The sequence below is a fragment of the Flavobacterium sp. PMTSA4 genome (genome assembly GCF_032098525.1).
Lineage (GTDB): Bacteria > Bacteroidota > Bacteroidia > Flavobacteriales > Flavobacteriaceae > Flavobacterium > Flavobacterium capsici.
Map to the genome: position 1 here is coordinate 177,361 of NZ_CP134890.1, position 13,269 is coordinate 190,629.

Genomic DNA, 13,269 nt, shown 5'->3' on the forward strand with positions numbered 1-13,269 from the left:
GATAAATTTTTTTTTCTCATCCTGATTAAAAAAAATACAACATTTCTGAAAAACATATATATTCGCAAAAAATTAAATAGTATAATAAATGAAAAAATTAATTGTTGTAGCACTTGCTGTTGTAGCCCTGTTTGCCTCTTGTTCATCTGATGATTCGGTAAAAGTTACCGAAGAAAAACTAGCCAAAAAATGGTATTATAAAAGTGACCAAGCCAACGGAAACACTTATCCGTATGAGCACATGAGTTGCGCAAAAGATTATATCCAATTTTTAGCCGATGGAAGTTATTTAGAATATTACATTACTACTTGTACACCATTAAATTTTGGTACCTCTACAGGCAACTGGGTTTTAGATGGTAACACAGTTACGGTTTCCATTGATGGAGATATAAATTCAGGAAAAATAACCAGCATTAGCGATACTGCTTTACAGATATCTGTAGTTTATGATTATGATGGTGATGGAGATGAAGAAACAGTTAAAGTAAATTTTACAAGCAATTAATTATTTGTTTTTAAGATAAAAAGAAAAGGAAGCTCTAGGGCTTCCTTTTTTTGTCCTTTAAATTCATAACAACAAATTATCCGATTCCAACTTCCCATTTTACAATTCTTCTAACCATTTAACCTCATAAACTCCTAAACTCAAAAAATTCCCATCCTTTGGAGGGGTTAGGGGAGGCATCAAACAGTAAAACATTGCCATCAAACAGTAAAGAAATGACATCAAACACTAAAGAAATGCCATCAAACACTAAAGAAATGACATCAAACAGTAAAGAAATTGCATCAAACAGTAAAGAAATGACATCAAACAGTAAAGAAATAGCATCAAACAGTAAAGAAATTGAATCAAACAGCAAAGAAATTGAATCAAACACTAAAGAAATGACATCAAATTTCAAAAAAAATAACTTGAAACTTGAAACTTGAAACCTGAAACCAAAATATTCCGTAAGAAAATTATATTAAAATAAATCACTACCCAAAAAATATTTTTATCCTACAAAACCTTACAAAATAAAACTTCCTCGACAAACTACATTATCATATAATCAACAAGACTACAAAAAAACTGAATTATATTTTGCTATTTAACAGTTTTGCCTAATTTTACACCACCAAATCTATCATTTTAATATTAATCTTTTAAAAACCTACAACTATGAATCGTAGATATCTTAGAAAAAGCGCTATGTACAAAGCCGTAAAAGACACGGTTAGAGATGCAAACCCAGCAACCTTGGCACAAATGCCACAAATGGATGCCGCATTATCCCAACTCGAACACAACCTCGAGCTAATCAACGAATACGGAAAAGACCAATCCGAAAACCGAAAAGGAATTGCAGCCGACAAAGAAGCAACCAAAGAAAACGTAGCAAACACCTGCTTCATCCTTGCCGGTAAAATACGTTCTTTCGCTGTCAACACCAGTAACCTAATCCTGCGCGACAGCATGAATTTCACATTGTCAACACTGCAAAAAATGCCCGACGAAGACATCGTCGATGCAGCCGAGTTAATCACCCAAAGAGCCGACGAAAACATTGGCGACCTTGCCGACTATGGCGTAACACCAGCATCATTAGCAGAAACAATCAACCTTGTCAATTCCTTCAATGCCAAAATCGCAAAACCAAGAGAAGGAATAACCCAAAGAAAAAATGCAACCAACGATTTAAAACAAATCTTCAAAAACACCGACACACTGCTCGAAGACACTATGGATACATTTGTAATCATCGTAAAAGAAACAGACAGCGTCTTCTACAAAACCTATCAAAGCAACCGTATCATTGTCGACCCGGCAACAATACCACTCGCAATGCGTTGTTTTGTAACCGATGAAGAACAAAACCCACTCCAAAACGTAAACATCACCATCGAAGGCTACACCAAAAAACACAAAACATCCGCCAAAGGAAAAATACACATCAAATCACTCCCAAGCGGAATCTATGCAGTAACCTGCAGTAAATTTGGCTACATCACCCAAGTCCTGTCCGTACCCATCAACAAAGGCGAACGAACAGACCTCCGCGTAGTCCTAAAACAAAACCCATAAAAAAAGAGCATCCATAATTTTTAAGTTAATAAATTTTTTACAAGTATTAGGGCAGAAAAGCAGCGAAAGCTGCTTTTTTTATTCCACAAATTAGCTGATAGGTTAATTTATTATTTGTCATTCCGTAGAAAACCTAACCCCAAAGTTTGTCATTCCTGGGAAACCTAACCTCAAAGTTTGTCATTCCTGGGAAACCTAACCTCAAAGTTTGTCATTCCTGGGAAACCTAACCCCAAAGTTTGTCATTCCTGGGAAACCTAACCCCAAAGTTTGTCATTCCGTAGGAATCTCTTTTTTGTCTCTCTCTCCAAAAGAAGGTTTTTTTATATGGAATGAGGAAAACCACATATTACCAAAATAACTTTTTTTTACATTTGATGAAATTAGGGGGAAATCCCCCTTTTTTATAAAAATGGAATTGATTAGATTTGGTGGAATAAGTTTTGTAAACTTATATATGTAATAGAAACTAAACATTTTAAAAGAGTTTAAATAAAATAATAAAGCATATGAATAATTGCGTAATGTGTTCAACGGGATTAAAGTTTATGAATACACCAACATTTGGCGCTGGAAAACTGAGCGATGGTGGGATAGTTTGCACTAGTTGTTACAAAAAAATAAATAATGCAAATCCAAGTGTTGCATTTAAATTAAAAAAATACACTTTACAACAAGTACAAGAAATATTACAAGTCAAAGCTGATGAAAATAATTCTAAAAATTCAAAGCTTGATGAAATTAAAACTGAATTAAAAAATCTAAATTTAGGAAACACATCATTATTTTTAGGAAGGAAAGAAATAAATGAATTACCTCAAATACTTGCAGAAGGTGAAAAAATAAATAATGTAATTCAAGGAACCTATAATAATGGACATGGAATTCTTGTTTCAACAAATAGACGTTTAATTTTTATAGACAAAGGTTTAATTTATGGATTAAAAGTTGAAGATTTTCCTCTCGATAAAATAAGTTCAATACAATATGAAACAGGTTTATTACTTGCAAAAGTAAAAATTCATACTTCTGGAAATATTGCGGTAATTGATAATGTTGAGAAAACTTCTGCTAGACAATTTGCAGAATTTGTTAGAAATTACATTTCACAACCAAAAGAACAACAAACAGTTTTTGTACAAAATAATGGAGAACCATCAATTTTAGACCAAATTGAAAAATTAGCTAAACTAAAAGATAATGGTATTCTATCAGAAGACGAATTTACAGAACAAAAGAAAAAGTTGTTAGAAAAATTATAGAAACTCAATTGTACAGATTGTAAATTCACAATATTAGGTGTAGTTGCAAAATATAAGTAAATCTAGAAAATAATTATTACTTTTTTAAAATCAATTATAATGAAAAAAATCTTAGCTTTCACAATTCTTACTTTAATTTTTAGTTGTTCAAATAACAACAGTTCGACCTCTGAAAATGCTTCAATCCAAATACTTGGTAAATGGAAATTGACTAGTCAAGGTTCTTTGATTAATGGTGTTGAGCAATTACATTCTCCTGAAAATGCAGCTTGTAATAATGCCTATGATGTTAACTTTATTGATGCTGGTGTTTTTCAATCTATTCTATGTAATCCATACAGTACACCTATTACTTCTTCTACAGAATCAGGAAGTTGGACGATAACAACGCTAAATAATGTTAGTACCCTTTACATTGTCTATCCATCTAATACAGCTCAAAACACAACTTGTACCATAAAACAATTAGACTCTCAAACATTAAAATTATATACTCTTTTTGGAAATAATATTAATATCGCGCTATATCATAAAACTCAGTAAACCTCCGCTACCGCACGACACGAGCGCAGCGACTAGCAAAGCAATCCTTTCGTGTGGTAAATAAAATCTCCCCCGCTACCGCACGAATCCTTTCGTGTGGTAAATAATATTGTAGGATAGTTATGTATCGCGCTAATCCCCCGCTACCGCACGAATCCCTTCGTGTGGTAAATAAAATCTCCCCCGCTACCGCACGAATCCTCTCGTGTGGTAAATAAAAATCCCCAACTTAGAGCAATTAAGTTTAAACCTGACAGGTTTCTAAAACCTGTCAGGTTTAGTTTTTATCAGCATTATGCGATTGCCACGCTTCGCTCGCAATGACAAGGTTAATTAGTAAAATACCTTCTCCTAAACCAAAAAGCAACATTCCCCCGCTACCGCACGAATCCTTTCGTGTGGTAAATAATATTGTAGGATAGTTATGTATCGCGCTAATCCCTAAAATACCTTCTCCTAAACCAAAAAGCAACATTCACTAAAGCAATAAGTGCGGGTACTTCCACTAACGGGCCAATAACACCAGCAAAAGCCTGCCCACTGTTAATGCCAAAAACACCAATAGCAACGGCTATAGCCAGCTCAAAGTTGTTTCCTGTAGCGGTAAAGGCAATGGCAGTAGCTTTAGAATAATCGGCTCCAAAGTACTTCCCAATAAAGAAACTAACCACAAACATCCCCCAGCTACCGCACGAATCCCTTCGTGTGGTAAATAAAAATCCCCAACTTAGAGGAATTAAGTTTAAACCTGACAGGTTTCTAAAACCTGTCAGGTTTAGTTTTTATCAGCATTATGCGATTGCCACGCTTCGCTCGCAATGACAAGGTTAATTAGTAAAATACCTTCTCCTAAACCAAAAAGCAACATTCACTAAAGCAATAAGCGCAGGTACTTCCACTAACGGGCCAATAACACCAGCAAAAGCCTGCCCACTGTTAATGCCAAAAACACCAATAGCAACGGCTATAGCCAACTCAAAGTTGTTTCCCGTAGCGGTAAAGGCAATGGCAGTAGCCTTAGAATAATCGGCTCCAAAGTACTTCCCAATAAAGAAACTAACCACAAACATCACCCCAAAATATATCACCAACGGTATGGCAATGCGCACCACATCCATTGGTATTTGTACTATCAATTCGCCTTTAAGGCTAAACATCAATAAAATGGTAAACAAAAGAGCCACGAGCGTTATGGGTGAAATAATAGGGATATACGTTTCCTGAAACCAGGTTTCGCCTTTGAGTTTAATCAGCGCATAGCGGCTGATGATGCCCAATGCAAAAGGAATACCCAGATAAATGCCAACACTTTCGGCAATTTGCCCAATACTGATGTTGACTTCAAAACCGGTATACCCAAAATAAGGAGGCAAAACGGTGATGAACAAATAGGCATAAACGCTGTAGAGCAGCACCTGAAAAATGCTGTTGAGCGCTATCAATCCCGCGCCATACTCACGGTTACCATCGGCAAGGTCGTTCCAAACCACTACCATGGCAATGCAACGCGCAAGGCCAATGAGGATTAATCCAATCATGTATTCGGGATAACCACTCAGAAAGAGCAGGGCAAGGGCAAACATTAGTATTGGGCCAACAATCCAGTTGAGTACCAAGGAAGCCGTTAGTATTTTAAGGTTTTTAAACACTTTACCCATTTGTTCGTACTTCACCTTTGCCAACGGCGGATACATCATCAGGATTAACCCAATAGCCAACGGAATGTTGGTAGTACCACTTGAAAACGAGTTGATAAAACCACTGCTTTCGGGCATCAGATAACCAATGGAAACGCCAATTGCCATAGCAAGGAATATCCAAAGGGTTAAATAGCGGTCAAGGAAGCTCAGCTTTTTGCGTTCGTGTGTTGGCGTGCAGTTATTGGCAGACATAACTATTGTTTTATTTGAGAAAAGACATAGAACATTTCGGTAGCAATTTGGATGCTGCGTTCAAGGTATTTTTCGGCTTGTTGTGGTGTGTTATCAAACGTTTTTGGGTCATCGTAAGTAATGGGAATTCTTTTTTCGGCACCAGGAATGAACGGACAACCTTCGTCCGCTTGCGAGCAAGTCATGATGGCAGCAAACTGGCTTTTTGGGTTAAAATCATCGTCATATTTTTTAGAAAAAGCGATAATCGGGTGTCCACTTTCCGTGAATTTAACAGCATACACCGGATTGGCATTTTCGGATAGCTTGTGGATAACAAACCCCTGACCTTTGAGCGTAGTAGCTACCATTGGAAACATAGCCGTGGCTTCAGTTCCGCCAGAATAGCAATAGGCATTACAAATATTATAATAAGCCGCAGCGGTTTGTGCCCAAATTTGAGACAAATGACTGCGTCGGGAATTGTGTGTGCAAATCAAATTGAGCCTGATCTCTTTTTTGGTATCTACTTTAACTTGAATGTAATCAATAAGCGGTTGCAAAATGGCTTTGCGCTCCGATGATATAGCGCTGATGTCTAAACTCGAAATAGTTTTTTTAAGCTCAGGAAAAAGGGTTAGTTGAGTTGTTTGTGTTTTCATATAAGCTACTAATTAACAACAACCACCGCCTGGAGTGCAACAAGCATCAGCAGTAAGCTCAGATAGTTTTACTTTAGGTTTTTCGGTGCCACATTTATCGCTAGCCAAACAGGCAGTTTGCTTGTTCAATAACTGAAAGTTCTGACCGTCAAAATCCAAATCATATTTACCAATAGTAGTGTTTTGGTATTCCACTTCAATTTCAAAATCATCAATACCCAAGGTTTTTTGAGACAACTCGATAATGTTGATTAGTTTTTGAGGTTTTAGTTTGTGGTCGTAATCGTTGGCATCCCAAAGCTGAAAGTTAACTACGGTTTCTTTGCGCACCGTTCCGCCACAATCGATGAAGTTTTTGGTTACCAAACCTACTTCGGTAACATGAAAATGTTCGGGAACAAAAGTTCCATCAGGCAACTGAAAGTTTACTGCTTCAACTGATTTTAGTACTTCTTTTATTTCTGATAGTTTCATAATATTGATTTTTAATTAACAACAACTGGTTTTATTTTTCTTGATGGTTTGATGGATGTTTTCAAAAAAACCTTTTACTTTCTCAAATCCGTTTTCGTCTATGCAGTAGCAAATGGCATTGCCTTCGATGTTTCCTTTTATTAATCCAGCGTTTTTGAGTTCTTTCAGGTGCTGAGAAACAGTAGGCTGCGCCAGTGGTAACTCGTTTACAATATCACCACAAATACAAGTATTCACTTTAAGGATGTATTCAATAATGGCAATTCGGGCAGGATGACCAAGTGCTTTTATCAAGATAGCGAGCTCGTTTTGTTGGTCGGTGTAGAAATCTGTTTTGGTAATTCCCATAGCAATATATTTATATTGCAATATTACGATATAGTTTTAAACTGCAAAAGATTTTTAACAAAAAAAAAAGAGAAGCACTCTCAAGTACTTCTCTTTCTCAATATAATAACCTTAAAATTATTGCAAAGAAGACATATCAATCACGAAGCGGTATTTTACATCGCTTTTAAGCATGCGTTCGTAGGCATTGTTGATGTCTTGCATTTTAATGATTTCAATATCGGAAACTATGTTGTGTTTACCACAGAAATCTAGCATTTCTTGAGTTTCAGCAATACCACCAATCAAGGATGCCGCTACCGATTTACGTCCCATAATCATTGGAACCGTATTAAGCACAGGTTCTAATCCGCCAAGATAACCTACCAACACTAATGTTCCGCTAGTGCTTAGCGTAGCAATATAAGGATTTACATCGTGCACATAAGGAACAGTATCGATAATAACATCAAACTTTCCGGCTACGGAATTCATTTGGTCTTCGTCTGTAGATATGATTACGGAATCAGCACCAAGGTCTTTGGCATCTTGCGTTTTATTAGGAGTACGCGAAAACAAAGTTACTTCAGCACCCAATCCTTTTGCCAGTTTGATAGCCATATGACCTAATCCTCCAAGTCCAACTACGGCAACTTTAGTTCCTTTGCCTACATTCCAATGACGTAATGGTGACCAAGTGGTAATACCAGCACAAAGCAACGGTGCGGTAGCAGCTAAATCAAGATTAGCAGGTACTTTCAAAACAAAATGTTCTTCTACTACTACTTTTTGAGAATAACCACCATAGGTCATTCCGCCTAAATATTTGTCTTCACTATTGTAGGTTCCAACCCATCCGTTCTGGCAGTATTGTTCCAAGTCTTTTTGGCAATTAGAGCAAGTACCACAAGAGCCAACTAAGCATCCCACGGCAGCATAATCGCCAACTTTTAATTTGGTTACTTCGCTACCAACTCGGGTAACTTTACCCACGATTTCATGTCCTGGCACGGCAGGATAAGTAGTGAAACCCCAATCGTTTCGGGCAGTATGCAAATCAGAGTGACACACACCGCAGTACATGATTTCGATTTCGATGTCTTTAGTGGTTGGTTCTCTTCTTTCAATGTTCATTTGGTTTAAGTCTTGGTCTGCAGATGGCGTTCCATAGGCTTTTACAGTTGTTGTGTTCATTTGTTTGGCAGTTATTTAATTATTTAATTTCGTTGTTAAATTCGGTGTCTTCGGTTTCCACACCTTCGGCTTCATCAATAAAATGTTGCTCGACTTCTTTCTCGTCTTTTAGATTTCGACGCACTAAGAATATTATTAAAAGCAGTGCTAAAACCGCAATTGGGACAATGACGTTAATATTGATTTCCATACGTTATAGATTTCTATAAAGTTATGAAAAATAGCGGAGATGATGATTATTAAATTGTTACTTTTTGAGATAAAAAAAGGTACTTCCAACAAACTCATATTGTTGATGAGACTTGTTTGTTAGAAATACCTCCAATGAGTTTAGTTGTTCTTGTTTATTCTGCTGTGGTTGGGTCAATAATAGTTGCAATTTCAGTAACTAAATTGGCAGGAAAACCACCTTGCTTAGCATGTTCATACACCAAATCTTTGTTAGGTGCAATGTAAACACAATAGATTTTATCTCCAGCAACATAACTGTGTAACCATTGTATTTCGGAACCTAAATTTCGTAATACTCCACAGGATGTTTGTGATATACCATGTAATTGTTCTGAGGTTAAGCTTGCAGCGTTGGGAATTTCTCTTTCAATAAGATACTTTGGCATAGTGTTGATTTTTGTTTTCCTACTCGTATGGCTTTTCGGATTTGCCCCGTTTTTGATGGTCTCTGGATTCCATTTGTTGCGTTATCAAATGTAAGTTTCTGATAATGAATACGAATTTAATCAATTAAAGCTTATGTTGTTGAGAAAAAATGAAATTAAACACTTACTCCAAAAAGATATCCTACTAAAGCAGTTAACCCCATAGCGATAGTTCCCCAAAAAGTGATGCGAAGTACTGCTTTGACAACATTTGAACCACCTGTTTTTGCAGCCATAGAACCCAAAAGCACCAAGAATAAAATAGCAGTAGCATAAAGGTAATACTCCATGTTTTTCAATGGCAGAAATAAAGCGGCTATCAAAGGTAAAACACCACCTACGGTAAATGCAGCTCCAGATGCCAGTGCAGCCTGAATAGGATTGGCCTGACTGATTTCATTAATTCCCAGTTCATCTCTAACGTGTGCTCCAAGTGCATCGTGTTCTGTCATTTCGATAGCAACCTGCATAGCGGTTTCTTTTTTTAAACCTCTTTGCTCATATATTTGTGCCAATCGTTTTAATTCTAACTCAGGCATTTCAAGAAGTTCTTCTTTTTCTCTTTGAATATCTGCTTTTTCAACATCAGTTTGAGAACTTACCGAAACATATTCTCCCGCTGCCATAGACAATGCACCTGCAACCAACCCAGCTAATGTAGCCAAGATAATAGGTTCTCTAGTAGAGCTTGCAGCCGATACACCAATAGCAATACTGGCAGTAGAAAGGATGCCATCATTGGCACCCAATACAGCTGCACGTAACCAATTGCTACGATGTATGTAGTGATTGTCTAAGTAGTCGTCAAGATGTTTATTGGTTTCTTCAGAACTCATGGTAATAGTGTTTTATTTTGTTGCCAATTTTCCACCGAAGTAAGCCATAGGTATATAAGCCAATCCTAAATCAACCAAAGTAAACCACATTGGCGATGGAAGCATAATGATGTTGGCAAGACCACCTAAAAAGAACCAACCACCAACAATCAGAGCCAATCTCATTTTGTTAGTCGCTCCAATTTTAGCAGCCACAAAAGCGCCCAATAGCGTTCCTAAAGCATGTGCTAAAAAAGGAAGTAAAAAGTGTTTGGCTTCCATCAAAGGCATAGCGGCTTTTAGTCCTTCCATAGTAGTTAGGTCTGCACCTTCAGGTGGTGGAATGATAGAACCACTAACGGTAATGATTGCCATGTTGAGTATTCCACCAGCAAATACACCTGCCAGTACTCCAAGAATGTTTTTTAAAGTTGGATTCATAGTTTATCTTTTTTTGATTAATGCATTGCTTTACTTGGGTCGTCATAATTCACCATCCAGTTGATGCCAAATTGGTCAGTGAACATCCCAAAATAAGCACCCCAAAAAGTATCTTCCATAGGCATAGTTACAGTACCATTGGCCGAAAGTTTGTTAAAAAGCGTATCGGCTTCATCCTTGTTTTGTGCATTAATAGAAATTGAAAAGTTGTTACCTTGTTTAAAAGTTGGTGCCCATTCGCCACCAGCATCGCTACCATACAAATAGGTTTCCTTACTGATTGGAAGCGAAACATGCATTACTTTTTCTTTGTCTTCATCGCTGATTTCAAAGTTAGGATCGGCAGGCATGTCTTTGAATTTGCCTATAAAATCAAACTCTCCGCCGAATACTGATTTATAAAAATTAAAAGCTGCCTCGCAGTTTCCATTAAATGTAAGATAGGTGTTTACTGTTGCCATAGCTAGTTTTTTTGGTTGATTATCAAATGTACAATTTATGTTCAAATTTTATTAATTTATGCCATAATATTTGCAATTTAGAAATTCTTAAAGTTTGTTAAAATGTTTCATTTTCTGTGAAGTAATCCTTAACTTTAAAAAAATCAAAAATTATGAGACACGTATTTAGACCTATTTTTATGGTGGCTACACTATTGTTTTGCTTTTTGATGGTTAATGATAGTTATGCCCAACGATTAGAAAATAATGTACCAATAGCAGTAATGGAAGCTTTTCAGAAAAAGTTCCCAATAAAAGACCCAGTTTGGTTTTCTGAGTTTCATGGTCGCTTTGACCAAAAGCTGACTTTTGAAGCCCGTTTTATGTTTGATAACCGATATTCAAGAGCCTATTATGACAGTGAAGGCAACATGAAAGCATTTGCAGCTACTGTGGAGACTAAAGAGTTGCCCGCAAAAGCAACTGCCTATATGAAAGAGAATTATCCAACCTTCCCAATTGCAGAGGCGATAATGGTTACGCACTCAAGTCAGAAAGTAGAATATGAAGTAGGGATTTATATTGACGGCGTTTTCAGCGTGGTTACCTTCTCTAAAGATGGAGATTTTATCAAAATGGGTAGAGGATAAGCCTACTCTATCACCATTTGTTTCAATTTGATGCGATAACTTTCGAGTATGCTCAGTTTGGTAATACAACCATAGTAAACACCATTCTTAAGGATTGGTAATTCTTGTGTTTTGGTTTTGTCAAAAGCTCTCAGGATTTTTATCATACCGTCTTCAATAGCTATTTTAGCTTTTGGAGCAGTCAGTAATTCCTTTATCATCGTAAACTTCACACGATACGGATTGTAAATGTATGTTTTTACATTTTCATATTCTATAACTCCAAGAAGAATCTTCTTTTCATCCAGTATAGGGATAATCTTTTGGTTGGAAGATGAGAAAATCTCAACCACTTTTTCCAATGAATTATCCAGTGTTAAAGTTTTGCAATCGGTGGTTACTAAATCTTCAATGGCTATATTCAACAGGATGTTTCGGTCTTTATCGCCAGTGTAAACATCTCCTTTATCCGCCAGATTTTTTACATCCATAGAGTGCGTTTCAAAGCGTTTGGATACGGCAAAGCTAATTGAAGAAACAATCATCAACGGTACCATTAGGTCATAACCTCCGGTAATTTCACCAATAAGGAAGATTGCCGTCAAAGGAGCATGAAACAAACCACTCAATATTCCTGCCATTCCTACTACTGTAAAATTGGCTACGGGTAAATGAGTATTTATACCTGTCAAATCAAAAAACTTAGCTACAAAGAACCCAAGATAACTTCCAACAAACAATGAAGGCGCAAAGTTTCCTCCATTTCCGCCACTACCCAATGTTAATCCTGTGGCTACCGATTTAAGCAATAAAGTGACACCAATAAAGCATAACAAAACCCATTCTTTGCTACGGTACTCATCAAGCAAAGTGTTTTCTAACAGCACACTTGGATTAGCAGAAGACAATGTTTTGATGCTTTCGTAACCTTCCCCAAAAAGCGTTGGGAAAAAGAAAATCAATAAGGCTAGGAGCGAAGCACCTAATAATGCTTTGTTATAGAGTTTCATCTTCTTTCGATGGAAATAACCCTCAATAGCTCTGAAGTTTCGGGCATACAAAACAGAAACAAATCCCGCCAGTAGTCCCAATAAAACGTAATAGAAAATATTATGATAGTCAAAAAGCTGTTCTTGTCGGAACGACAACAATACATCTTCTTTCAAAACTACGGTTGCCACCAAAGCTCCCGTTGCCGCTGAAATCATAATCGGAATAAATGCCGAAATGGTTACATCAACCAGCACCACTTCAATAGCAAACAACACACCAGCAATAGGAGCATTGAACGCCGCACCAATACCTGCCGCAACACCACATGCCAATAGCAATACGCGCTCTTTTTGACTCAAATGGTATTTCTGGGCAAAGTTAGAACCGAAGGCTGCACCAGTAATCACAATTGGGCTTTCCAATCCTGCCGAACCTCCAAGACCAACAGTTAAGGAACTGGTAACAATTTGCGAATACATTTGTTTGCTGTTGATGAAACCGCCTTTTTTGGCAATCGCATAAAGTATTTTGGAACTTCCTTTTTCAATATGTCCACCAAGGAAATGCTTCACCACAAATACAGTAAGTAGAATCCCTACTATAGGTAAAATACTGTTGATGTAAGGAAGTTTCAGATAGGTGTTTACGTAAGTAGCAAAAAGGAATACTTTGTGTGCAAAGTATTTTAACACAATCACCGCCAAAGCACACGAAACCGCAATCAACACACAAGCCAGATAAATAAACTGTCGCTCAGTAAAACGCTCCTTGAAGAGATAGATGGAATTCTCTATTCTTCTTAGAATGTTTCGGGTAATGATTTTGGCTAACGATGCTTTTTTAGTCGGCATAAAGTAGTGTTACTATCGCAAAAGTAATCATTTAAAGTCT

General features: G+C 36.9%; 17 protein-coding genes and 1 pseudogene. 6 read left to right on the forward strand and 12 right to left on the reverse strand.

Annotation, left to right across the window (positions count from 1 at the left end; all coding sequences use genetic code 11):
- Positions 1-88 precede the first annotated feature (88 nt).
- The 5 genes from RN605_RS00830 to RN605_RS00850 all read left to right on the forward strand — a co-directional run bounded on the left by RN605_RS00830 (position 89) and on the right by RN605_RS00850 (position 3,876).
- The gene (locus RN605_RS00830; RefSeq protein WP_313321512.1) at positions 89-508 is read left to right on the forward strand and encodes a lipocalin family protein; all 420 of its coding nucleotides are present in this window, start codon (positions 89-91) and stop codon (positions 506-508) included.
- A gap of 215 nt (positions 509-723) precedes the next feature.
- Positions 724-936, forward strand: coding sequence for a hypothetical protein (locus RN605_RS00835; protein ID WP_313321513.1), 213 nt, complete (start codon positions 724-726; stop codon positions 934-936).
- A 232-nt stretch (positions 937-1,168) separates the two neighbouring features.
- Positions 1,169-2,071: a carboxypeptidase regulatory-like domain-containing protein gene (locus RN605_RS00840; RefSeq protein ID WP_313321514.1), complete on the forward strand. Its 903-nt coding sequence runs from the start codon at positions 1,169-1,171 to the stop codon at positions 2,069-2,071.
- Positions 2,072-2,580: 509 nt separating this feature from the next.
- The gene (locus tag RN605_RS00845) at positions 2,581-3,333 is read left to right on the forward strand and encodes a PH domain-containing protein (RefSeq protein ID WP_313321515.1); all 753 of its coding nucleotides are present in this window, start codon (positions 2,581-2,583) and stop codon (positions 3,331-3,333) included.
- Between the two features lie 99 nt (positions 3,334-3,432).
- A complete protein-coding gene (locus RN605_RS00850) occupies positions 3,433-3,876 on the forward strand; it encodes a hypothetical protein (RefSeq protein ID WP_313321516.1) in 444 nt (147 codons plus the stop codon).
- Positions 3,877-4,310: 434 nt separating this feature from the next.
- On the opposite strand, the pseudogene RN605_RS00855 reads toward RN605_RS00850, so the two are convergent.
- The 11 genes and pseudogenes from RN605_RS00855 to RN605_RS00905 all read right to left on the reverse strand — a co-directional run.
- Positions 4,311-4,553, reverse strand: a pseudogene (locus RN605_RS00855) (arsenic resistance protein); the annotation flags it as partial.
- Positions 4,554-4,703: 150 nt separating this feature from the next.
- Entirely contained in the window at positions 4,704-5,768 is a 1,065-nt protein-coding gene (gene arsB / locus RN605_RS00860; RefSeq protein WP_313321517.1) for an ACR3 family arsenite efflux transporter, read from the reverse strand.
- Positions 5,769-5,770: 2 nt separating this feature from the next.
- A complete protein-coding gene (locus RN605_RS00865; protein WP_313321518.1) occupies positions 5,771-6,409 on the reverse strand; it encodes an arsenate-mycothiol transferase ArsC in 639 nt (212 codons plus the stop codon).
- A gap of 12 nt (positions 6,410-6,421) precedes the next feature.
- A complete protein-coding gene (locus RN605_RS00870) occupies positions 6,422-6,883 on the reverse strand; it encodes a DUF6428 family protein (protein ID WP_313321519.1) in 462 nt (153 codons plus the stop codon).
- 15 nt (positions 6,884-6,898) lie between these two features.
- Positions 6,899-7,231 carry an ArsR/SmtB family transcription factor gene (locus RN605_RS00875; RefSeq protein WP_313321520.1) on the reverse strand — a complete coding sequence of 111 codons (333 nt, stop codon included), beginning with the start codon at positions 7,229-7,231 and terminating at the stop codon, positions 6,899-6,901.
- Between the two features lie 117 nt (positions 7,232-7,348).
- Positions 7,349-8,404, reverse strand: coding sequence for an NAD(P)-dependent alcohol dehydrogenase (locus RN605_RS00880; protein ID WP_313321521.1), 1,056 nt, complete (start codon positions 8,402-8,404; stop codon positions 7,349-7,351).
- 19 nt (positions 8,405-8,423) lie between these two features.
- Entirely contained in the window at positions 8,424-8,594 is a 171-nt protein-coding gene (locus RN605_RS00885) for a hypothetical protein (protein WP_313321522.1), read from the reverse strand.
- 154 nt (positions 8,595-8,748) lie between these two features.
- Positions 8,749-9,021 (reverse strand): DUF4242 domain-containing protein, encoded by a 273-nt coding sequence (locus RN605_RS00890; protein ID WP_313321523.1) that lies wholly within the window; start codon positions 9,019-9,021, stop codon positions 8,749-8,751.
- Positions 9,022-9,176: 155 nt separating this feature from the next.
- Positions 9,177-9,896, reverse strand: a complete 720-nt coding sequence (locus RN605_RS00895; RefSeq protein ID WP_313321524.1) for a VIT1/CCC1 transporter family protein — start codon at positions 9,894-9,896, stop codon at positions 9,177-9,179.
- A 12-nt stretch (positions 9,897-9,908) separates the two neighbouring features.
- Complete coding sequence (locus RN605_RS00900) at positions 9,909-10,316, reverse strand: hypothetical protein (protein ID WP_313321525.1); 408 nt, start codon at positions 10,314-10,316, stop codon at positions 9,909-9,911.
- 17 nt (positions 10,317-10,333) lie between these two features.
- Positions 10,334-10,777: a VOC family protein gene (locus RN605_RS00905; RefSeq protein ID WP_313321526.1), complete on the reverse strand. Its 444-nt coding sequence runs from the start codon at positions 10,775-10,777 to the stop codon at positions 10,334-10,336.
- A 152-nt stretch (positions 10,778-10,929) separates the two neighbouring features.
- Between RN605_RS00905 and RN605_RS00910 the strand changes: the two genes are divergently transcribed.
- Entirely contained in the window at positions 10,930-11,406 is a 477-nt protein-coding gene (locus RN605_RS00910; protein ID WP_313321527.1) for a hypothetical protein, read from the forward strand.
- Positions 11,407-11,408: 2 nt separating this feature from the next.
- On the opposite strand, the gene RN605_RS00915 is transcribed toward RN605_RS00910, so the two are convergent.
- Positions 11,409-13,229, reverse strand: coding sequence for a chloride channel protein (locus RN605_RS00915; protein WP_313321528.1), 1,821 nt, complete (start codon positions 13,227-13,229; stop codon positions 11,409-11,411).
- Between the last annotated feature and the right edge of the window lie 40 nt (positions 13,230-13,269).